This is a genomic window from Bradyrhizobium sp. WSM4873, assembly GCF_055811355.1.
Window position 1 is genome coordinate 277,139 of sequence record NZ_JBVVPS010000002.1, and the last position, 20,395, is coordinate 297,533.

General features: G+C 64.6%; 21 protein-coding genes. 9 read left to right on the forward strand and 12 right to left on the reverse strand.

Annotated features, from left to right (window positions below):
- Positions 1-158 precede the first annotated feature (158 nt).
- The 10 genes from AC0L21_RS05405 to AC0L21_RS05450 form a co-directional block, all read right to left on the reverse strand.
- Complete coding sequence (locus AC0L21_RS05405) at positions 159-569, reverse strand: DUF2000 family protein (protein WP_473258976.1); 411 nt, start codon at positions 567-569, stop codon at positions 159-161.
- 63 nt (positions 570-632) lie between these two features.
- Complete coding sequence (locus AC0L21_RS05410) at positions 633-1,022, reverse strand: DUF4189 domain-containing protein (RefSeq protein WP_007611990.1); 390 nt, start codon at positions 1,020-1,022, stop codon at positions 633-635.
- Positions 1,023-1,184: 162 nt separating this feature from the next.
- On the reverse strand, positions 1,185-2,789 hold the full coding sequence (locus tag AC0L21_RS05415) for an NTP transferase domain-containing protein (RefSeq protein WP_473258978.1): 1,605 nt from the start codon (positions 2,787-2,789) through the stop codon (positions 1,185-1,187).
- A complete protein-coding gene (locus AC0L21_RS05420; RefSeq protein WP_473258980.1) occupies positions 2,786-3,487 on the reverse strand; it encodes an XdhC family protein in 702 nt (233 codons plus the stop codon). The genes AC0L21_RS05415 and AC0L21_RS05420 overlap by 4 nt, the downstream gene beginning before the upstream one ends.
- Positions 3,488-3,489: 2 nt before the next feature.
- A complete protein-coding gene (locus tag AC0L21_RS05425; RefSeq protein WP_007602422.1) occupies positions 3,490-3,813 on the reverse strand; it encodes an XdhC family protein in 324 nt (107 codons plus the stop codon).
- 9 nt (positions 3,814-3,822) lie between these two features.
- Positions 3,823-5,025, reverse strand: a complete 1,203-nt coding sequence (locus AC0L21_RS05430) for a vWA domain-containing protein (RefSeq protein WP_473258983.1) — start codon at positions 5,023-5,025, stop codon at positions 3,823-3,825.
- A 121-nt stretch (positions 5,026-5,146) separates the two neighbouring features.
- On the reverse strand, positions 5,147-6,082 hold the full coding sequence (locus AC0L21_RS05435; protein WP_247287225.1) for an AAA family ATPase: 936 nt from the start codon (positions 6,080-6,082) through the stop codon (positions 5,147-5,149).
- Between the two features lie 62 nt (positions 6,083-6,144).
- Positions 6,145-6,951, reverse strand: a complete 807-nt coding sequence (locus AC0L21_RS05440; protein WP_473258985.1) for an FAD binding domain-containing protein — start codon at positions 6,949-6,951, stop codon at positions 6,145-6,147.
- A 33-nt stretch (positions 6,952-6,984) separates the two neighbouring features.
- Positions 6,985-7,470 carry a (2Fe-2S)-binding protein gene (locus AC0L21_RS05445; RefSeq protein ID WP_007602418.1) on the reverse strand — a complete coding sequence of 162 codons (486 nt, stop codon included), beginning with the start codon at positions 7,468-7,470 and terminating at the stop codon, positions 6,985-6,987.
- A gap of 135 nt (positions 7,471-7,605) precedes the next feature.
- The gene (locus AC0L21_RS05450; protein ID WP_007602417.1) at positions 7,606-8,052 is read right to left on the reverse strand and encodes an SRPBCC family protein; all 447 of its coding nucleotides are present in this window, start codon (positions 8,050-8,052) and stop codon (positions 7,606-7,608) included.
- Positions 8,053-8,236: 184 nt separating this feature from the next.
- Here AC0L21_RS05450 and AC0L21_RS05455 point away from each other — a divergent pair, with 184 nt between their 5' ends.
- The 3 genes from AC0L21_RS05455 to AC0L21_RS05465 all read left to right on the forward strand — a co-directional run bounded on the left by AC0L21_RS05455 (position 8,237) and on the right by AC0L21_RS05465 (position 10,886).
- Positions 8,237-9,592: a 3-carboxy-cis,cis-muconate cycloisomerase gene (locus AC0L21_RS05455; protein ID WP_473258988.1), complete on the forward strand. Its 1,356-nt coding sequence runs from the start codon at positions 8,237-8,239 to the stop codon at positions 9,590-9,592.
- 33 nt (positions 9,593-9,625) lie between these two features.
- Positions 9,626-10,408: a 3-oxoadipate enol-lactonase gene (gene pcaD, locus AC0L21_RS05460; protein ID WP_027567708.1), complete on the forward strand. Its 783-nt coding sequence runs from the start codon at positions 9,626-9,628 to the stop codon at positions 10,406-10,408.
- 85 nt (positions 10,409-10,493) lie between these two features.
- Positions 10,494-10,886: a carboxymuconolactone decarboxylase family protein gene (locus AC0L21_RS05465; protein WP_039152041.1), complete on the forward strand. Its 393-nt coding sequence runs from the start codon at positions 10,494-10,496 to the stop codon at positions 10,884-10,886.
- On the opposite strand, the gene AC0L21_RS05470 is transcribed toward AC0L21_RS05465, so the two are convergent.
- Positions 10,848-11,384: a hypothetical protein gene (locus AC0L21_RS05470; protein ID WP_473258994.1), complete on the reverse strand. Its 537-nt coding sequence runs from the start codon at positions 11,382-11,384 to the stop codon at positions 10,848-10,850. The two genes, AC0L21_RS05465 and AC0L21_RS05470, sit on opposite strands and share 39 nt — an antisense overlap.
- Positions 11,385-11,727: 343 nt before the next feature.
- Between AC0L21_RS05470 and AC0L21_RS05475 the strand changes: the two genes are divergently transcribed.
- The 5 genes from AC0L21_RS05475 to AC0L21_RS05495 all read left to right on the forward strand — a co-directional run bounded on the left by AC0L21_RS05475 (position 11,728) and on the right by AC0L21_RS05495 (position 16,821).
- Complete coding sequence (locus AC0L21_RS05475; RefSeq protein ID WP_007602412.1) at positions 11,728-12,645, forward strand: ABC transporter permease subunit; 918 nt, start codon at positions 11,728-11,730, stop codon at positions 12,643-12,645.
- Between the two features lie 11 nt (positions 12,646-12,656).
- Positions 12,657-13,976, forward strand: a complete 1,320-nt coding sequence (gene livM, locus AC0L21_RS05480; RefSeq protein ID WP_473258996.1) for a high-affinity branched-chain amino acid ABC transporter permease LivM — start codon at positions 12,657-12,659, stop codon at positions 13,974-13,976.
- On the forward strand, positions 13,973-14,806 hold the full coding sequence (locus AC0L21_RS05485; protein WP_473258998.1) for an ABC transporter ATP-binding protein: 834 nt from the start codon (positions 13,973-13,975) through the stop codon (positions 14,804-14,806). The genes livM and AC0L21_RS05485 overlap by 4 nt, the downstream gene beginning before the upstream one ends.
- Complete coding sequence (locus AC0L21_RS05490; RefSeq protein ID WP_473259002.1) at positions 14,803-15,543, forward strand: ABC transporter ATP-binding protein; 741 nt, start codon at positions 14,803-14,805, stop codon at positions 15,541-15,543. Before AC0L21_RS05485 ends, AC0L21_RS05490 begins: the two co-directional genes overlap by 4 nt.
- A 159-nt stretch (positions 15,544-15,702) precedes the next feature.
- A complete protein-coding gene (locus AC0L21_RS05495) occupies positions 15,703-16,821 on the forward strand; it encodes a branched-chain amino acid ABC transporter substrate-binding protein (protein WP_007602405.1) in 1,119 nt (372 codons plus the stop codon).
- Positions 16,822-16,905: 84 nt separating this feature from the next.
- Here the strand turns inward: AC0L21_RS05495 and AC0L21_RS05500 are convergent, their stop codons facing one another.
- The gene (locus AC0L21_RS05500; protein WP_473259004.1) at positions 16,906-17,292 is read right to left on the reverse strand and encodes a response regulator; all 387 of its coding nucleotides are present in this window, start codon (positions 17,290-17,292) and stop codon (positions 16,906-16,908) included.
- A 240-nt stretch (positions 17,293-17,532) separates the two neighbouring features.
- On the opposite strand from AC0L21_RS05500, the gene AC0L21_RS05505 reads away from it, so the two are divergent.
- Complete coding sequence (locus tag AC0L21_RS05505; protein WP_473259006.1) at positions 17,533-20,343, forward strand: PAS domain S-box protein; 2,811 nt, start codon at positions 17,533-17,535, stop codon at positions 20,341-20,343.
- The last annotated feature ends 52 nt before the right edge of the window (positions 20,344-20,395 follow it).

Sequence of the window (20,395 nt, forward strand, 5' to 3'; positions counted from 1 at the left end):
AGCTGCCGCGCAAACGGTGCGCTCCCTCCCCCGCTTGCGGAGGGTTGGGGAGAGGGTGTCGTCGCAGCGGGACAATCCCCAAGCGGAGAGAGCCCTCACCCGCGCCTTCGGCGCGACCTCTCCCGCAAGCGGGAGAGGTGAAACAAAAAGCACCTGCCTCAACTATGAAACTTCAACCCGTCAACGATCTTATCGATCACCTTGCGCTCGGCGCGCACAGCGAGACCGACGAGGTTGAGATCGGCCCGCGCCACCGCCCTCACCGCTTCGCGATTGGCGGCATCATGTGTGGTCTTGAACATGTCCTCGGTATAGACCGCCGGCTTGACGTTGCGCGTCAGAGCCCGATCGAGCGCGCGCGTCAATGCGGAACCGTCGGCACCATAGATCAGGATGGGCTGGCCGATGAGCGCGTGATAGTTCGTGCCCGACGCGTCTTCATAGGGTTCGCCAATGCAATCGGGAAACGCAGCCGCGATGCCGCTGGTGAGGAAGGCCGCGACGTTGAGCTTCTGCCAGGTTTGAAGATCGGTGCGGATCACGATGGCGATCTTGGTATCGAACTGCATGCAACTCCTCGACTGTCATTCCGGATTCGATGCTACGCACCATCCGGATGACTGCAACAGGAATCAACCCTTCGCGTCGCAGGCCCAGGCGCGGATCACGCATTCCTTGCCGCCGTATTTGTAGCATTCGCGCGTGGCGGCATTGAGCGTGGCCGAGATCTTCGGCTTGACGGCATAGCCGTAGGCGCCGCAGGGATTGGAAAGATCGACCGACATCGCGGCGCAGGCGCGCTTCATCGTCACGGTCGTGCAGTCGCCCTTGCATTGCTTCTGCGCCGCCGCGCGCGCTTCGTGCTCGGCGCCATAATCGAAGGCCTGACCATAGGCACCGCACTTGCCGACCGCAAATGCACCGGCGGCATGTGCGTCCGTGATGTGGCGAGCGCCCGCGACGCAGACGGACAGCGCAAAGAAAAACATCGCGCAACGGCGCGCGACGACGTTCGAAGCCATGGAAAAGCCCCTTCCCCCAAGGCAGGTGAAGTGGACTGTAAGCGCCGGTCGTTTCCAGATGGTGAACGGGGCGTTGAAATTGAGGCGTGCCACCAATTTCGGATCGCAGTCTGGGCAATGGTGGGCATGGCGCTACGCGCCTTAGTCCACCCTAGGTCAGCGTCATCCCCGCCGTGCCGCTTCTAGCGCCTGCGGTGTGTCGATGTCGAGGAAGGCGCTCTCGCCGTCGACCGGCACTTCGGCGACCGCCTCGGTGTGCTTCGCGATCAAGTGACGCGCGCCGACATCGCCGTCGAGCGTCATCAACTCCTTGAAGAAGCGGCGCGACCACAGCACGGGATTGCCGCGGCGGCCCTCGCTGACCGGCACGACGATGAGATTGCCGCGGTCCGGTGCGAACGCGTCGATGAGACGGTCGATCAGACCGGCATCGATCAGCGGCATGTCGCCGAGGCACACCACAGCGCCGTCGGACGTCTCGGGCACGGCCGCAATGCCGGCCTTGACCGAGCTTGCGATGCCGCCGGCGAAATCCGGATTCCGAGCGAAACGCACCTTCAGGCCTTGCAAGGCTTGCTCGATCAGCTCGGTCTGGTGGCCGGTGACGACGATCACCTCGGACGCCTTGGAGGCCAGCGCCTGCTCGGTCGCAATCCGCACCAGCTTCTTGCCGTCGAGCTCGGCGAGAAGCTTGTTCGGTCCGCCCATCCGGGTCGAGCGGCCTGCTGCGAGCACGATGACCACGACCTGTCTGTTGTCCTCGATCTCCGGTTTTGCGCGCGGCTGCGGGCGCGTGACGATCTCCATCAGGAGGCCGCCGACCCCCATGCCCATCAGCTCGGACCGCGTCACCTTGATGCCGGCCAGGAGCCGCATCAGCACCCAGTCAAAGCCGTTCTCGACCGGCGAGCGCGCGCAGCCGGGCGCGCCCAGCACCGGCACGGTGCCGGCCCGGGCGATCAGCAGCAGATTGCCCGGATCGACCGGCATGCCGAAATGCTCGATCTCGCCGCCGATGCCGGTCACGGCCGCCGGGATCACGTCGCGGCGGTCGGCGATCGCGGATGCCCCGAACACGATCACGAGCTCGGCGCCAAGTCCCAGCAATTCCTTGATCGCAGCCGACAGCGCCTGCTCCTCATGCGGGACCCGCCGCTCGGCGATGATGGCGGCGCCGGCTGGCGCAAGCCGCTCGGCGGTGACGCGCAGGGTCTTGTCGATCACTTTGGAGGACAGGCCGGGCAGCAGGGTCGAGACCACGCCGACACGCTTGATGACGTAAGGCGCGATCTTCAGAACGTCGCGGCCCGCGGCCTTCACCGCGGCATCACGCAAATTTCCTTCGACGCCGAACGGGATGATTTTGACGGTGCCGACCATCTCGCCCTCGACCACCGGCTTGAAGGCGGAGAGCGTGGCAAAGGTTATGGCCTCGTCGATATTGTTGATGCGGTCAACCGCGGCGCGATCGATCACCAGCACGCCGGGGCGCGCGGCGAACAAATTGGCGCGACCGGTGAAGGCGCGCTCGACATGGATGCCATCGCCGCCGACGGCAAGCGCGATGCTGGCGGCAGCGATGTCCTCGGAGACATCGCCCTCCTCCATCCGCACCACCACGACGTCCTTGATGCCGGCGCGCTCCAGCGCCTCGACCTCGGTGGGCCCGATCGTCGTGCCCTTCTTCAGCACCAGCGGACCCTGGCGCAGGGTGTGGACGGTCACCCCGCCGATCGCATCCCTGGGGCTCGCCGGGCCGAACTTCATGCGGCTTCTTCTTTTTCTTTGGGCGGCAGGCGAAGCACCGCCGTGATCTCGGCCATGATCGACACCGCGATCTCGGACGGCGAGACCGCGCCGATCGCAAGCCCGATCGGCGCGTGGATGCGCGCGATGTCAGCCTCCTTGGCGCCCTGGGCCCGCAGCCGGTCGCCGCGCTTGGCGTGCGTCTTCCGCGATCCGAGCGCGCCGACATAGAAGCAGTTACGTTCGAAGGCGTGCAGCAGCGCGGGGTCGTCGATCTTCGGATCGTGCGTCACCGCGACGAAGGCCGTGTAGGCATCGACGTTGAGCGGAGGCAGCGCCGTGTCGGGCCATTCCGCGACCAGCGGGACGTCGGGGAAGCGCTCGGGGCTCGCAAAGGCCGTGCGCGGATCGACCACGGTGACGTCGTAGCCGAGCGAGCGCGCCAGCGGTGCCAGGGCCTGGCTGATATGGACGGCGCCGACGATGACGAGCTTGGCGGTCGGCGCATAGACGTTGAGGAAGAGCTTCTTGCCGCCGGCTTCGACACTGGCGCTCTTGCCCATGCGAAGCTGCTTGTCGAGTTCGGCGCGCAGGGGATCCTTACCGAAGTCCTCGGCCTTCACCAGGCGCTGCTCGCCGCTTTCGGTGTCGGTCACCAGGATCACCGGGCGGCGGGCGGCGCGTTCGGCATTGAGTTCGTGCAGGATTGCGAGCTTCACGGCTAGCCGACCTTCTCGACGAAGACGCGGATGGTGCCGCCGCAGGACAGCCCAACATTCCAGGCAGTCTCGTCGGCAACGCCAAACTCCAGCATCCTGGGCTTGCCGCTCTGGATCACATCCATGGCCTCGGTGACCACGGCGCCCTCGACGCAGCCGCCGGAGACGGACCCCAGGAACGTGCCCTCGTCGTTGATGACGAGGCTCGAGCCTGCCGGGCGCGGTGCCGAGCCCCAAGTCTCCACCACTGTGGCGAGCGCGACGCCACGGCCGGCCTTCTGCCAGTCCTCCGCCGCCTTCAGAATATCCTCGTCGCGATCGAGCATGGCTACCTCTCAGGCTGCGGAGCGGATCAAGCTGCGGTGATGCGGCGGCAGCGGCCCGGAGAGCGTGATGATCAGCTCCTGGATCGAGCTCAAATTATGTACCGGGCGGAATTCGTCAACGTGCGGGAGCATCATTTTGATGCCCTGCGCCTTGGCCTCGAAGCCGCCGAACCGCAGCAGCGGGTTGAGCCAGATCAGCCGCCGGCAGGAACGGTGCAGCCGGTCCATCTCGAAGGCGAGCTTGGAATCGGCTTCCCGCTCCAGCCCGTCGGAGATCAGCAGCACGATGGCGCCCTGGCTCAGCACGCGCCGCGCCCACAATTTGTTGAAATTGTGCAGGGAGGCCGAGATCCGGGTGCCGCCGGCCCAGTCCTCGACCGAGGCCGAGCAGCTCGCCAGCGCCTCATCAGGGTCGCGCTGGCGGAGCGCCCGGGTCACGTTGGTGAGCCGGGTGCCGAACAGGAACACCGAGACACGCTTTCGCGCGTCCCCTATGGCATGCAGGAAATGCAGGAACAGGCGGGTGTACTCACTCATCGAACCCGAGATGTCGAGCAGCGCGACGATCGGCGCCGGTTTCTCGATCCGCCCGAGGCGATGGATGTCGATGATGTCGCCGCCGGTGCGCAACGAGGCACGCAGCGTGCGGCGGAGATCGAGGCGCAGGCCGCGGGAATCGGGCCGGTGCCGGCGCGTCAGAAGCTCGGCCTGCGGCAACCGCATTCGCTCCACGGCGCGGAGCGCTTCGGTGATCTCGGCCGCGCTCATCTGCGCAAAATCCTTCTTCTGAAGGATTTCCTTGTCCGAGACCGACAGGCGCAAATCCTGCTCCTGGTGCTGCGGCGTCTCCGTCATGCGCGGCTGCGACATCGCCTCCTGGACGCGGCGGGAGCCTGCCTGCGGCTTCTTCTTGGCCTGCTCCGGCAACGGCACCGAATCCAGCATGTGCTTCCACTCTTCCGAGGCGCGGAAGAACAGATTGAAGGCTTGCTTGAAGATCAGCGCATGCTCGTGGCGCTTGACGAAGATCGCCTCCAGTGTGGTGAAGACGTCGGCGCGTTTGCCGATGTCGATCACCTCAAGCGCGTTCATAGCATCGATGACCGCACCCGGCCCGACCGGCATGCCCGCCGCGCGCAGCGCGCGGGCGAAGCCGACGATGTTGTCGGCGAATTGCTCGGTTTGCTCAGGCGCAAGGTGGTTGATGGCCATGGTCTGCTGTCTCTGCCGTCATTCCGGAGCACGCGAAGCGTGAACCCGGAATCCATTTATCCACAATCCCCGCCGCACAATGGATTCGGGCTCGCGACTTCGGCGTACCCGGAATGACAAGCTAGTCGCTCGTCGCGTCCTTCAGTACCTTCTGCAAAGTGTCGCCCTGCATCCGCGTGATGTCGTCCTGGTATTTGAGCAGCGCGCCCAGCGTGTCGCCAACCACTTGCGGGGTCAGCGAGCGGGCGTCGAGCTCCGACAGCGCGGTGGCCCAATCGATGGTCTCGGCGACGCCCGGCGACTTGTAGAAATCCTGATTGCGCAGTGCCTGGACGAAGCGCACGACCTGCTGCGACAATTTTGCGGAGATGCCCGGCACGCGCGACTTGACGATCGCGAGCTCGCGATCGGCGTCGGGATAATCGACCCAGTGATAGAGACAGCGACGCTTCAGCGCGTCATGGATCTCGCGGGTGCGGTTGGAGGTGATGATGACGATCGGCGGGCTCGGCGCCTTCACGGTGCCGAATTCGGGGATCGTCACCTGGAAGTCGCTGAGGATTTCGAGCAGATACGCTTCGAACGCCTCGTCGGCGCGGTCGAGCTCGTCGATCAGCAGCACCGGCGGCCCGGCGACGTCGGGCTCCAGCGCCTGGAGCAGCGGTCGCTTGATCATGTAGCGATCGGCGAAGATGTCGGACGACAATTGATCGCGATCGGTATCTCCGGCGGCTTCGGCCATGCGGATCGCGATCATCTGCGCGGCGCTATTCCACTCGTAGACCGCCGAGGAGACGTCGAGGCCTTCGTAACATTGCAGGCGAATCAGCTTCCGCCCCAGGGCCGCCGACAGCACCTTCGCGATCTCGGTCTTGCCGACGCCGGCCTCGCCTTCCAGAAACAGCGGCCGGCCCATGCGCAGCGACAGGTAGGTCACCGTGGCCAGCGATCGCTCGGCGAGATAGCCGCGCGAGGTCAGGAGTTCGAGCATTGAATCGACCGATGCCGGCAATACAACTGAAGTATTGGCACCGGACGTATTGGCCGCTGAGGTCATGAAAAAGCCAGTCTCGCTACGCCCTCACCGGGGACAAGTTTGGGCCGATGCGTGAGGATCACTCACTCCTTGGCGTTGGCGGCGTCGAGGGCACGCCGCGTCAGCACGCCGATGAGGTGCGCGCGGTATTCGGCGCTGCCATGGATATCGCTGTTGAGGCCGTCCGCCGGCACCTCGATGCCGTCAAGCGCCTTCGCGGCGAAGCGCTTCTTCAGAGCTTCCTCGAATGCGGTGACACGGAACACGCCTTCGGAGCCGGCGCCGGTGACCGCGACCCGCACGTCGGAGGGACGCCGCGCCACGAACACGCCGACCAGCGCGTAACGCGAGGCCTGATTGCGGAACTTGATATAGGCCGCCTTCTTCGGCAGCGGGAACATCACCTTGGTGATGATCTCGTCGGCTTCGAGCGCCGTCGTGAACAGGCCCTGGAAAAACTCTTCCGCCTTGAGGCGGCGCTTGTTGGTCACGATGGTGGCGCCCAGCGCCAGCACGGCAGCCGGATAGTCCGCGGTCGGGTCGTTGTTGGCGAGCGAGCCGCCGATCGTGCCCTTGTGACGCACGGCGGGATCGCCGATCTGGCCGGCAAGGTTCGCGAGCGCCGGGATCGCCTCGCCGACGATGGCCGAGGTTGCGACCTCGGCATGCCTGGCGGTGGCACCGATCACGAGCGCGCGGCCCTTCATCTCGATCGTGTTGAGCCCATCGATATGGGAGAGGTCGACCAGATGCGGCGGGCTGGCGAGCCGCTGTTTCATGACGGGAATCAGCGTATGGCCGCCGGCGATCACCTTGGCGTCTTCGTTCTTGACCAGGATGTTGGCGGCCTGCCGAACGGTCCCGGGGCGATGGTATTTGAAGTCGTACATCTGAATGTCCTGATCGCAGAGTGCGCGCGAGGTTTACGCGAGATCGGATTTCGCCATCGCCTTGGCGCCGGCGGAGATCGAGGTGACGATGTTCTGGTAGCCGGTGCAGCGGCAGAGATTGCCTTCCAGCTCCTCGCGGATGGTGTGGTCGTCGAGCTCATTGCCCTTGCGATGGACGATGTCGATCGCGGTCATGATCATGCCGGGCGTGCAGAAGCCGCACTGCAGGCCGTGGTGTTCGCGGAAGGCCTCCTGCATCGGATGCAGCGGCGCGCCGTCGGCGGCCAGGCCCTCGATCGTCTTGACCTCGTGGCCATCGGCCATCACGGCGAGCGTGGTGCAGGACTTCACGGCCTTGCCGTCCAGATGCACGACGCAGGCGCCGCACTGCGAGGTGTCGCAGCCGACATGGGTGCCGGTAAGCCGCAGATTCTCGCGCAGGAACTGCACCAGCAGGGTGCGGGGATCGACATTGGCCGTAACAGGATTGCCGTTCACGATGAGGGAGATTTTTGCCATAAGCACTCTCTATCAGCGCCCCGACGGGTCCCGTCGAAGCGGTTCTTATAATTATTCCAACCCATCATATGGGCCATTATGCCCCGGGGCAACATCACCGGGAATGCAAGGCGCCATGCCGAAAGGCGATAGCGTTCAGCCCTGTACCGCCTTGGCGAAGTTCGCGAAAAATTCGTCGGCCAGTTTCTTGGCAGCGCCGTTGATCAGACGCTGGCCGAGCTGCGCCAACTTGCCGCCGATCTGCGCCTCGACCTCGTAGGACAAAAGCGTGCCGCCGTCCTTCTCCGCAAGCTTGACCACGGCGCCACCCTTGGCGAAGCCGGCCACCCCGCCCTCGCCTTCGCCGGAGATCTTGTAGCCGTTCGGCGGATCGAGATCGGACAGCGTGACCTTGCCCTTGAAGCGCGCCGACACCGGACCGACCTTCATTTTCGCCGTCGCACGAAAGCCGCCATCCTCGGTCTTCTCCAGCTCCTCGCAGCCGGGGATGCAGGCCTTCAGCACCTCGGCATCGTTGAGCTTGGCCCACACGGCCTCGCGCGGCGCCGCAAGCTGGACTTCGCCGTTCATCGTCATGGCCATTGGGTGCCTCCCGGGATATCGAACTTGGATCGCGCAACTATAGGGCTGCTCAAGTACCGCAGGGAGGCGGCAAAAGAAAGGGTGCCCCTCGGTCACGTGCATTGCATATTCGCAACTGCAAAAAGCTTGCGTCGGTGGTTTGGGATTGGCACAGGCGGGCCATGGTGGTTAGGTCCCGCACAATATGAGCACATCCCTCTCCCCCCTGCTTGCGCCGATGCTGTCGAGCGTGGCCATGCGCGCGGTCTGCGACGACCGGTCGACCCTCCAGAACATGCTCGATTTCGAGGCAGCCCTGGCCCGAGCCGAGGCGGCCACCGGTGTGATTCCCGCGTCCGCGGTGGGCCCGATCCAAGCCGCGTGCAAGGCCGATACCTTTGACATGGCTGCGCTGGCCGAGGCCGCGACGCGATCCGGCAATCTCGCGATCCCCCTGGTCAAGGCGCTGACCGCCAATGTCGGCAGGGCCGACGCAGAGGCCGCCCGCTACGTGCATTGGGGCGCGACCAGCCAGGACGTCATCGACACCGCGACCATGCTCACGCTTCGCGCCGGCATCGATGCGTTGGACGCCGATCTCAGCCGCGCCATCAAGGGCTTTGCCGCACTGGCGCGCAATCATCGCAACACGGCGATGGCGGCACGGACCTGGCTCCAGCACGCGCTGCCGATGCCGTTCGGCCTGAAGGCCGCCGAATACGCCGCAAGTCTCGCCCGCGCCCGCTGCCGCTTGAGGCGGCTCTCCCGCGAGGGCCTCGCACTGCAATTCGGCGGCGCGGCCGGCACGCTTGCAGCACTCGGCGACAAGGGACTCGTGGTCTCCGAACAGCTGGCGCGGGAGCTGAACCTGCCGCTGCCCGAAGCGCCCTGGCACACCCATCGCGACCGCATCGCGGAAGCCGCATCGAGCTTTGCGATTCTCGCCGGCAGCTGCGGCAAGATCGCGCGCGACGTCTCGCTGCTGATGCAGACCGATGTCGGCGAAGCGTTCGAGCCTGCCGGTGAAGGCCGCGGCGGCTCCTCGACCATGCCGCACAAGCGCAACCCGGTCGCGGCCGCAAGTGCGCTGGGCTGTGCGACCATGGCGCCTCAGCTCGCAGCGACGATTTTTGCCGCACAGGTGCAGGACCACGAACGCAGCGCCGGTCCCTGGCACGCGGAATGGCCGACGCTGCCGCAATTAATGCTGGTCACCTCCGGCGCGCTTGCCGCCATCGTCGACATCGCTGAGGGTCTCGATGTCGATGCCGCGCGCATGCGCAGCAATCTCGATGCGACGCACGGGCTGATCATGGCGGAAGCGGTCACCTTTGCGCTGGCCGACAAGATCGGCAAGAGCGATGCGCATCATCTGATCGAGGCCGCGAGCAAGCGCGCAGTCGCCGAGAAGAAGCATCTGCGCGAGGTGCTCGCAGCCGATTCGCAGGTCACTGCGCATCTTTCGTCGGAAAAAATTGCGGCGTTGTTCGAGCCGATGGCCTATCAAGGCGCTTCCCAAGCCCTGATCGACCGCCTGCTCGACAGCCTCGAACGCGAATAGAGCCGCCTTGAGACATAAAACGGAGACGCCAGCATGCCCATGATCGATGCCGACGGTTGCCTGATCAACGTCTCCGTCGAGGGCCGCGACGGCGGGCCGACGCTGATGCTGTCGAACTCGCTCGGCTGCACGCTGCAGATGTGGGAGCCGCAGATGAAGGCGCTGACGCAGATATTCCGCGTCATCCGCTACGACCGCCGCGGCCACGGCAAGTCCAACGTTCCGCCCGGCCCCTATACGATGGAGCGCTTCGGCCGCGACGTGCTCGCGATCCTCGACGACCTCAATATCGAGAAAGTGCACTGGTGCGGCCTGTCGATGGGCGGCATGGTCGGGCAATGGCTGGGCGCGAACGCGCCGGAGCGCTTCGGCAAGCTCATCCTCGCCAACACCTCCTGCTACTATGCCGAGCCGACCAAATGGCTCGAGCGCATCGATGCCGTGAAGAAGGGCGGCATCGCCGCCGTCGCCGATGCCGTTATTGCCGGCTGGCTCACCCAGGATTTCCGCGAGCGCGCACCCGACATCAGCGCCAGGATGAAGACGATGCTACTGGCCTCGCCGGTCGAAGGCTATCTCGCCTGCTGCGAAGCGCTGTCGACGCTCGACCAGCGCGCGCTGCTGCCGAAGATCAAAAGCCCGACGCTGGTGATCGCCGGCCGCCACGACATGGCGACGCCGATTTCGGCGGGTGAATTGATCCGCTCAAACATTCCCGGCGCGAGCATGACCATCATCGACGCCGCCCACATTTCCAATGTCGAGCAGCCGCACGCGTTCACCGACGCGGTCGTGGGCTTCTTGACGCAGCGTTAGTCGCAACCGTCATTGCGAGCGCAGCGAAGCAATCCAGAAATGCCTCCGCGGTGACAGACTGGCAATGGCGAAGGAGGAGAACAGCATGGACGACCAGAAACGCCGCGATGCCGGCATGAACGTGCGTCGAAAAGTGCTGGGCAATGCCTGGGTCGACAAGTCGATCGCAGGTCGCAATGCATTCAACACCGATTTCCAGGACATGATCACCCGCTACGCCTGGGGCGAGATCTGGACGCGGCCGCATTTCGACGAGCGCACGCGGCGGGTGCTGGTGATCGGCACCATGGTTGCGCTTGGCCAATGGGACGAATTCCGCCTGCATGTGCGCGCAGCCCTCGCCGAGGGCGGCTTCACGCCCGACGATATCAAGGAAATCCTGCTGCAGCAGGCGATTTATTGCGGCGTGCCGGCGGCGAACCACGCCGTCAAGGAAGCCTCAGCGATTGTGCAGGAGCTCGGCCTGCTCAAGTCCTAGCGGCGGAGTGACCTCGACGGTCCTCTGAACGATCTTGGGCGCCGCCTCGGGCCGTTCGATCACCACCACGATGGCGGCACCGAGCAGCAGCAGGAGCTCGGTGGCGTGCAGCCGCAGTGCGGCCATCTCGCCGACCTTCGAAGCCATGATCATGCTCGCAAACGAGATCAGGCTGCCGATCGCAAGCGCAATGCCGAGCGCTTCGTCGCTGCCGCCGTTCTTGCGGACGCGGGGAATGCAGAGCAGCGCAAGGTAGATCGCAAAGAACGCCACCACCGTCAGTCGCCCCAGTGCCAGCAGCCAGGCGGCGCGGACCGTGTCCATCCCCGCCATCTGGAGATGGTCGCTGAGGAAAAGCGCCACTGCGACGCTCGGCCGCTCATAGAGGCCGTGCACCGGCGCCACCATGATGTTGAAGGCAACGAGGGTCCAGGCCGGGATGAAATAGGCCGCCAGAAGTGCGCCATTGACCGAACCGATCCGCCAGTTTCCGAACATGCCGCTTCCCGCTTCGTTTGGCCCGCGCCTTCGATGGAAGGCCTTGCCGGGAGCTAACTCGCATCAGACTGTGGCGGCAATTTAAACCCTTTGTTTACCTTAACTGCCTCTCGACAGGCATCCAATTGGGCGCTGGTGGAACTGGTTCCGCCCCTTGCATGGGAACCGGAGGCCCAAATGATCTCTGTAAAAGCCTTGATGCGGAGGCGGGGCCGGTTGCAGCCGCCAGTTCCCTCCTGTTACAAAACGAGAATGCTTAAGGGCTGCCGGGGCCCGAGAAGAAACCAGCACTCTCTCTCGAAGAGCTCCCTTTGAGCCGCGTCAGATTTGGGTACGGCAGCCTATGGATTATTTCGCCCAGCAGCTCATCAACGGCCTCGTGCTCGGCTCGATCTACGGGCTGATCGCGATCGGCTACACGATGGTCTATGGCATCGTCGGCATGATCAACTTCGCCCATGGCGATGTCTTCATGATCGGCGGCTTCATCGCGCTGATCACCTTCCTTCTCCTGGTCTCGACCGGCCTGACTGCGGTCCCGGTGATCCTTTTGATCGTGATCCTGGTCTCGATGGCGGTCACCGCCCTGTATGGCTGGACCATCGAGCGCATCGCCTACCGTCCGCTGCGCCACTCCTTCCGCCTGGCGCCGATGCTGTCGGCGATCGGCATGTCGTTCGTGCTGACCAACTATTCGCAGGTGGCGCAAGGCGCACGGGTGAAGCCAGTGCCGCCAGTGATCACCGGCGGATATACGCTGCACGAGAGCGCCGATGGCTTCGTCATCCAGCTCTCCAACATCCAGATCGTGGTGGTCATCACCACCATCGTGCTGCTGGCGATCTTCACCTGGCTCGTGTCGCGCACACGGCTCGGGCGCGACATGCGCGCCTGCGAGCAGGACCAGACCATGGCGGCGCTGCTCGGCGTCAACGTCGACCGCACCATCTCCATGACCTTCGTGATCGGCGCTGCGCTCGCCGCAGTGGCCGGCCTGATGTACCTGCTCTATTACGGCCTGGTCGATTTCTTCATGGGCTTCGTCGCCGGCATCAAGGCGTTCACCGCGGCCGTACTCGGCGGCATCGGCTCGCTGCCCGGCGCCATGCTCGGGGGGCTCGCGATCGGGCTGATCGAGACGTTCTGGTCGGCCTATTTCTCGGTCGAATACAAGGACGTCGCCGCGTTCTCGATCCTGATCGTCGTGCTGATCTTCATGCCGACCGGCCTGCTCGGCCGCCCCGAAGTCGAAAAAGTCTGACGGTCGCGCGCGTGAAAACTCCCTCGATCAATACGGCCAAAGCTGCATCGGGCATCCCCGCTCTCCTGAAGACCGCCTTCGTCAACGCGCTGATCGCGCTGGTGCTGTTCTCGCTGATGGTGGGCGTCCGCACCGAAGCCGGTTCCGACGGTCAGCTCACCTATTGGACGCGCTTCGGCGAGGTCGCCTCCCTCGTCGCCGCGGTATTCGGCGGCTCGATCGTGCTCGAGCTGCTCAAGCAATGGATTGGTCCGACCGGCGCTGAGAAGCTGGTGCCCCCGGCGCTGCAGAGCGGAATGTCGTTCCTCGGCCGCTATCTCGCACCGGCGCTCCTGATCTTCACGCTGCTGGTGCCCGTGATCTTCTATGACCAGCGCTACATCCTCGACCTCGCAATTCTCGTGCTCACCTATGTGATGCTGGGCTGGGGATTGAACGTCGTGGTTGGCCTCGCCGGCCTGCTCGATCTCGGCTACGTCGCCTTCTATGCGGTCGGCGCCTATTCCTACGCGCTGCTTGCGACCAATTTCGGCTGGTCATTCTGGATCTGCCTGCCACTGGCGGGTGTCCTCGCCGCCTTCTGGGGCGTCCTGCTCGGCTTCCCCGTGCTGCGCCTGCGCGGCGACTACCTCGCGATCGTGACGCTCGCCTTCGGCGAGATCATCCGCCTCGTCATCATCAACTGGCAGGATCTGACCGGCGGTCCCAACGGCGTCTCCAGCATTCCCCGCCCCTCCTTCTTCGGCATCCCGCTCGACAATAGCGACAACGGGCTCGCCGCCAGGCTCGGCATCGAATATTCGCCGACCCACCGCATCGTCTTCCTGTTCTACCTGATCCTGGCGCTCGCGCTGCTCACCAACTGGGTGACGATCCGGCTGCGCCGCCTGCCCATCGGCCGCGCCTGGGAAGCCCTGCGTGAGGACGAGGTCGCCTGCCGCGCGCTCGGCATCAACACCACGACCACCAAGCTCACGGCATTCGCCACCGGTGCGATGTTCGGCGGCTTTGCCGGCGCGTTCTTCGCGACCCGCCAGGGCTTCATCAGTCCGGAATCCTTCACTTTCCAGGAATCGGCGCTGGTGCTCGCCATCGTCGTGCTTGGCGGCATGGGCTCGCAGCTTGGCGTCGCGCTCGCAGCGCTCGCCATGATCGGTGGTTTCGAACTGTTCCGGAGCCTCGAGAGCTATCGCATGCTGGTGTTCGGCATGGCCATGGTGCTGATCATGATCTGGCGGCCGCGCGGCCTGATCGGCCATCGCGCGCCGACCGTGTACCTGACCAAGGCCCACGCGATCTCATCCGACCTCGTCAAGGAGGGGCACGGATGAGCCGCGACCAGATTCTCGAGGTCGACCGGCTCACCATGCGCTTCGGCGGCATCGTCGCGGTGCAGGAGCTGTCGTTTGCTGCCGAGCGGAACAAGATCACCGCGCTGATCGGACCCAACGGCGCCGGTAAGACGACGGTGTTCAACTGCATCACCGGGTTCTACAAGCCGAGCGACGGCGCCATCCGCCTCAGCCATGACGACGGCAAGGTGATCGCGCTGGAGCGGCTGAACGATTTCCGCATCGCCAAGCAGGCCAAGGTCGCCCGCACCTTCCAGAACATCCGCCTTTTTCCCGGCATGACCGCGCTGGAAAACCTGATGGTGGCGCAGCACAACGCGCTGATGCGCGCCTCCGGCTTCACCTTGCTCGGGCTCATTGGTGCGCCTGTCTACCGCGACGCCGAGAAGCGCGCGATCGATCTCGCCACCGACTGGCTCAAGCGGGTCAATTTGCTCGATCGCGCCGACGATGCCGCCGGTAATTTTGCCTATGGCGACCAGCGACGACTCGAGATCGCACGCGCGATGTGCACCGAGCCCGCGCTCTTGTGCCTGGACGAACCCGCCGCCGGCCTCAATGCGCGCGAGAGTGCCGCCCTGAGCGAGCTGCTGCTGTCGATCCGCAACGAACTTGGCACCTCGATCCTGCTGATCGAGCACGACATGTCTGTGGTGATGGAGATCTCCGACCACATCGTTGTGATGGACCACGGTGTGAAGATCTCTGAAGGCTCCCCGCGCGAGGTTCGCGACGACCCAAAGGTGATCGCCGCCTATCTCGGCACCGATGAGGAAGAGGCGGCGGCCGTGATGGAGGGCGGGTCGTGACGTCGCCCACTGCCTTGCTCGCGATCCGCGGCCTTCGCGCCGCCTACGGCAAGATCGAGGCGCTGAAGGGCGTCGATCTCGCGATCAATGCCGGCGAGATCGTGGCGCTGATCGGCGCCAACGGTGCCGGCAAGTCGACGCTGATGATGACGATCTTCGGCAAGCCGCGCGCCCGCGCCGGCCAGATCCTGTACGAAGGCCGTGACATCACCGAAGTGCCCACCCACGAGATCGCGCATTTGCGCATCGCGCAATCGCCGGAAGGCCGCCGCATCTTCCCGCGCATGAGCGTGGCGGAAAATCTCCAGATGGGGGCGGACGCCACCGAATGCACCGACGCCGAACGCGAGGCGACGCTACAACGCGTGTTCACGCTGTTTCCGCGGCTGAAGGAACGCTACGCCCAGCGTGGCGGAACCCTGTCCGGCGGCGAGCAGCAGATGCTGGCCATCGGTCGCGCCTTGATGAGCCGTCCTCGCCTGCTCCTGCTCGATGAACCCTCGCTCGGTCTGGCGCCGCTGATCGCGCGCCAGATTTTCGATGCGATCCGCACTCTGAACCGGCAGGACGGCCTGACCGTGCTGATCGTCGAGCAGAACGCCAACCATGCGCTCAAGCTCGCCCATCGGGGCTATGTCATGGTCAATGGCCTGATCACGCTGGCCGGGACCGGTGCCGAGTTGTTGCAGCGCCCCGAGATTCGCGCCGCCTACCTGGAAGGCGGCCGGCACGGTTGAGGCCGCCCAAGGCGAACCCATGCTGCCGAATGTGGCGAGATATCTCTGCCCATGCCCGTATTTTGCCGGTGACTTCTCCTCGAATTCATTCAAGAATGGCGCCGGTTTGAACCGGGCCTGCCCGGTAACTCCCACAGGCGACCACCCTCGAGGTATCTCATGAAATCACTGAAGCTCATCGGTCTGGCATTCGGCGCGTCGATCGCGCTGTCGAGCGCGGCATTCGCGCAGGATGTCACCGTCGCAGTCGCAGGTCCGATGACCGGCGGCGAGTCCGCTTTCGGCCGCCAGATGAAGAACGGCGCCGAGATGGCCGTAGCCGACATCAACGCCGCCGGCGGCCTCAACGGCAAGAAGCTCGCGCTGTCCGTCGAGGACGACGCTTGCGATCCCAAGCAGGCGCGCTCGATCGCCGAGAAAATCGCCGGCGCGAAGATTCCCTTCGTGGCCGGGCATTATTGCTCGTCGTCGTCGATCCCGGCTTCGGAAGCCTATGCCGACGGCAACGTGCTGCAGATTACTCCCGCCTCCACCAATCCGAAGTTCACCGACAGCGGACTGTGGAACGTGGCGCGCGTCTGCGGCCGTGACGACCAGCAGGGCCTGGTCGCCGCCCAGTACATCGCCAAGAACTACAAGGGCAAGAACATCGCCATCCTCAACGACAAGACCACCTACGGCAAGGGTCTTGCGGACGAGACCAAGAAGGCGCTCAACAAGGCTGGCGTCACCGAGAAGATGTACGAGTCCTACAACAAGGGCGACAAGGACTTCAACGCGATCGTCTCGCGGCTGAAGCGCGACAACATCGATCTCGTCTATGTCGGGGGCTACCATCAGGAGAGCGGCCTGATCCTGCGCCAGATGCGCGACCAGGGCCTCAAGACCGTGCTGATGGCCGGCGACGCGCTCGCCGACAAGGAATACGCCTCGATCACCGGCCCGGCCGGCGAAGGCACGCTGTTCACCTTCGGCCCCGATCCGCGCAACAAGCCGACCGCGAAGAAAATCGTCGAGGCCTTCAAGGCCAAGAACATCGACCCCGAGGGCTACACGCTCTACACCTACGCGGCGATGCAGGTCTGGTCGCAGGCGGCCAAGAAGGCCGGCACCACCGATGCAAAGAAGGTCATGGCGGCCATCAAGGCCGGCAAGTGGGACACCGTGATCGGGCCGATCGAGTATGACGCCAAGGGCGACATCAAGCAGCTCGACTACGTCGTCTACAAATGGGACGCCAAGGGCGGCTACGCCGCGATCAGCGGCAACGGAACCTGAGCACGGTTGCCGGGGGGGCCTGAAGGCCTCATCCCATCATCAACGCGCCCCGGTTTGCCCGGGGCGTTTCTTCCTGCGTCAGGGTCAGACGGCTGCAGGCAGCGCGCCGTCCGCCGCGGCTTGGGCCTTCCGTAGGGCTTGAAGAAGATCGTTCGGCCGAAACGGCTTTTGCAGGCAGACCACGTTGGCGAGGTGGGGCGATTGTTCCATGAAGTCCAGCGCCGTCATCCCCGACACGGCAACGACCGGGAGGCTCGGTGCAAGCTCGCGCAGGGTCGTGATGACCTCGACGCCGCTGGTATCGCCGAGGAAAATGTCCACGATTGCCGCGTCGAAGCAGGCCTCGGTGAAGGCTTTCACCCCGGCTGCGCCGCTATCGGCCTCAACGACGTCGTAACGGTTGACGCGCAGCACAATCGCGACCATCGCCCGGACGTCCTTCTGGTCGTCGATGATGAGAACGCGGGGCATAGGGAACAACTCCCGGATCCTGAATTCAAAATGCCTGATTCAAACCTGGAACCCGTAGCAGCGGGAGAGCATTATGGCACCGTCCAGTAAAGCGCATCTTACCCGATCCCCCGTGCGCGTTCCCTATAAAATTAAGTAAGCTGTAACCTTCGGTTGAGTCGCGACCGGTTTTGTCATGATGCGTGCCCAGAACCCGCTACCATGGACGGAAATTGATTGGGCCAAATGAGATTGGCAAAGATGCTCAAGACGGATCTGCGAGAGCTTCACGTGTCCGCGCCGACCGATCGGAGCACATTCCTTTCGACGCTGCCGGCCACCTCGAAAGACCGCACCGCAGCATTGGCGATCGTCGGCGTCTCGTCGATCCTGTTCGCAGTGGCCGTGCCCTTCGCAGGTCTCCCGCTGCTCCCCGTGCCGGCCTTTGTCGCGAGCTATCAATCCGCCCTTGTGGTCGCGGACATCGTCACCGCGGTCCTGCTGTTGTCGCAGTTTGCGGTGCTCAGGACCAGCGCGCTGCTCGTGCTCGCGACGGGCTATCTGTTCACCGCCGCCGCGGCCGTAGTCCATGCCCTCACCTTCCCCGGACTTTTTTCGCCGACCGGGCTGCTGGGGGCCAACCAGCAGACCACGGTCTGGCTCTACATGATCTGGCACGGCGGCTTTCCGCTCTGCGTGCTGGCCTACGCCTGGCTGAAGGAGGCCGACGGCGGCGCCCGGATCGCCGGCTCGGCAAGCAAGGCGATCTACGCCAGCGTGGTCGGCGTCGTCGCGGTCATGATCGTCTTGACCTGGATCGTCACTGCCCAGCACGACCTGCTTCCGGTCCTGCTGCGCGATGGGCGTTACACGCAGATCATGATCGGGGTGGTGTCCTTTGTCTGGTCCTTGAGCTTCGCGGCGCTGGTCTCGCTGTGGTTCCGCCGTCCACATTCGGTCATCGATGTCTGGCTCATGGTTGTGATGTGCGCGTGGCTGTTCGACATCGCGCTGTCGGCGATCGTCAACGTCGCGCGCTTCGATCTCGGCTTCTACGGCGGTCGTGTCTACGGCCTCTGCGCGGCGACCTTCGTGCTTGCGGTGCTCCTGATCGAAAATGTCCGCCTCCAAGCGCATACGCTGGGCCTCGTCGGCAGGCTGCGCCAGCAGTCGGCATTGGATCGCGACTATTATGGCAAGCGCCTTGCCCTGTACGGCGCCGTTGTCGAATCCGCCAATGACGCCATCATCACGAAGACGCTCGACGGTGTCATCACGGGCTGGAACAAGGCCGCCGAACAGCTGTTCGGCTATGCCGCCGCGGAGGCCGTCGGCCAGCCGATCGACATCATCGTGCCTGAGGATCGCAAGGCCGAGGTCAGGGGTATCCTGAACCGGGTCGGCGGCAACGAAACGATCGCCCAGCACGAGACGGTCCGGATCCGAAAGGACGGCCGGCGGGTCGACGTCGTCCTCAATGTTTCTCCGCTGAAATCAGCCAACGGACAGATCATCGGCGCTTCCAAGATCGCCCACGACATCACGGAAGAGAAGCAGGCACGAGAAAAACTGCGCCGCGAGGTCGAGGAGCGGCAACGGATCTTCGAGACTTCGCAGGACCTGATCCTGGTCACCGACGGTTTCGGCAATTTCATCCAGGTCAGCCCCAGCGTGAAGACCATTCTGGGCCTGAGTCCGGACGACATGATCGGGCACAGCGCCACCGAGTTCATTCATCCCGATGACCTCCAGAAGACGCGCGACGAGATGCGCGCGGCGCGGCGTGGCGCGGTCAAGCGCAGCTTCGAGGCGCGCTACTACCACTACGACGGTCACGAGGTCACGCTGAACTGGATGGGCACCTGGTCCGAGCCGGTCAAGCGCCATTTCTTCATCGGCCGCGACCTCACCGAGAAGCAGGCCGCCGAGGCGCAGTTCAGGCACGTCCAGAAGATGGATTCCATCGGTCAATTGACCGGCGGTGTCGCGCACGACTTCAACAATGTGCTGACTGTCATCACCGGCACGATCGGAATTCTGGCGGACGCGGTCGCTGACCGTCCTGAACTCGCCGCCATTACCAAGCTGATCGACGACGCCGCCGAGCGCGGCGCGCAACTAACCAAGCATCTGCTCGCCTTCGCCCGCAAGCAGCCGCTCCAGCCGCGCGAAATCGACGTCAACGCATTGACGCTCGAGGCCGCAAAGCTCCTGCATCCTACGCTCGGCGAGCAGATCACCATCATGCCGCAGCTCACCGAGGATGCGTGGCCGGCGCTGATCGACCCGGGCCAGCTTTCCACCGCGATCCTCAATCTCGCGCTGAACGCGCGCGATGCCATGCCCGACGGCGGCACGCTGGTGCTGGAGACGCGCAACATCTTCCTCGACGACGGTTATGCCAGCATGAATCCCGACGTGGTGGCTGGCAATTACGTCATGATCGCCGTCAGCGACACCGGCTCCGGAATCCCGCCGGAGTTGATCGACCGGGTTTTCGATCCCTTCTTCACCACCAAGGAGGTCGGCAAGGGCACCGGCCTCGGGCTCAGCATGGTGTTCGGCTTCGTCAAGCAGTCCGGCGGACACATCAAGATCTACAGCGAGGAAGGCCACGGCACGAGCGTGAAGATCTACCTGCCGCGTTCGAGCGGCGTGCAGGAGACCGAATTCGAGGCGCTCCAGAACGCACCCGTCACCGGCGGCCACGAAAAAATCCTGATCGTCGAGGACGACGCGCTGGTGCGCCAATATGTCGTGACCCAGATCAAGAGCCTCGGCTATGCAGCCCTCGAAGCCGGCAACGCGGCCGAGGCCCTCGTTATCATCGACGCCGACAAGGACATCGACCTGCTGTTCACGGACGTCATCATGCCGGGCAGCATGAATGGCCGCCAGCTCGCCGACGAGGCGGCTCGCCGCCGCCCCGACCTGAAGACGCTGTTCACCTCGGGCTACACCGAGAACGCCATCGTCCATCACGGGCGGCTCGATTCCGGCGTGCTGCTGCTGGCGAAGCCCTACCGCAAGTCCGAGCTCGCCAAGATGCTGAGGACCGCGCTGGCGAGTTGAGCCTGCGGCATCCCTGCGATATCGCTGAAGCGAACGCCTTTCAGCCTGCGGA

Excerpts from the sequence above, each read along its gene's own strand:
- AC0L21_RS05405 (WP_473258976.1), bottom strand. The coding sequence starts at position 569 with ATGCAGTTCGATACCAAGATCGCCATCGTGATCCGCACCGATCTTCAA.
- AC0L21_RS05410 (WP_007611990.1), bottom strand. The coding sequence starts at position 1,022 with ATGGCTTCGAACGTCGTCGCGCGCCGTTGCGCGATGTTTTTCTTTGCG.
- AC0L21_RS05415 (WP_473258978.1), bottom strand. The coding sequence starts at position 2,789 with ATGAAGTTCGGCCCGGCGAGCCCCAGGGATGCGATCGGCGGGGTGACC.
- AC0L21_RS05425 (WP_007602422.1), bottom strand. The coding sequence starts at position 3,813 with ATGCTCGATCGCGACGAGGATATTCTGAAGGCGGCGGAGGACTGGCAG.
- AC0L21_RS05430 (WP_473258983.1), bottom strand. The coding sequence starts at position 5,025 with ATGGCCATCAACCACCTTGCGCCTGAGCAAACCGAGCAATTCGCCGAC.
- AC0L21_RS05435 (WP_247287225.1), bottom strand. The coding sequence starts at position 6,082 with ATGACCTCAGCGGCCAATACGTCCGGTGCCAATACTTCAGTTGTATTG.
- AC0L21_RS05440 (WP_473258985.1), bottom strand. The coding sequence starts at position 6,951 with ATGTACGACTTCAAATACCATCGCCCCGGGACCGTTCGGCAGGCCGCC.
- AC0L21_RS05445 (WP_007602418.1), bottom strand. The coding sequence starts at position 7,470 with ATGGCAAAAATCTCCCTCATCGTGAACGGCAATCCTGTTACGGCCAAT.
- AC0L21_RS05450 (WP_007602417.1), bottom strand. The coding sequence starts at position 8,052 with ATGGCCATGACGATGAACGGCGAAGTCCAGCTTGCGGCGCCGCGCGAG.
- AC0L21_RS05455 (WP_473258988.1), top strand. The coding sequence starts at position 8,237 with ATGAGCACATCCCTCTCCCCCCTGCTTGCGCCGATGCTGTCGAGCGTG.
- pcaD (WP_027567708.1), top strand. The coding sequence starts at position 9,626 with ATGCCCATGATCGATGCCGACGGTTGCCTGATCAACGTCTCCGTCGAG.
- AC0L21_RS05465 (WP_039152041.1), top strand. The coding sequence starts at position 10,494 with ATGGACGACCAGAAACGCCGCGATGCCGGCATGAACGTGCGTCGAAAA.
- AC0L21_RS05470 (WP_473258994.1), bottom strand. The coding sequence starts at position 11,384 with ATGTTCGGAAACTGGCGGATCGGTTCGGTCAATGGCGCACTTCTGGCG.
- AC0L21_RS05475 (WP_007602412.1), top strand. The coding sequence starts at position 11,728 with ATGGATTATTTCGCCCAGCAGCTCATCAACGGCCTCGTGCTCGGCTCG.
- AC0L21_RS05485 (WP_473258998.1), top strand. The coding sequence starts at position 13,973 with ATGAGCCGCGACCAGATTCTCGAGGTCGACCGGCTCACCATGCGCTTC.
- AC0L21_RS05495 (WP_007602405.1), top strand. The coding sequence starts at position 15,703 with ATGAAATCACTGAAGCTCATCGGTCTGGCATTCGGCGCGTCGATCGCG.
- AC0L21_RS05500 (WP_473259004.1), bottom strand. The coding sequence starts at position 17,292 with ATGCCCCGCGTTCTCATCATCGACGACCAGAAGGACGTCCGGGCGATG.
- AC0L21_RS05505 (WP_473259006.1), top strand. The coding sequence starts at position 17,533 with ATGCTCAAGACGGATCTGCGAGAGCTTCACGTGTCCGCGCCGACCGAT.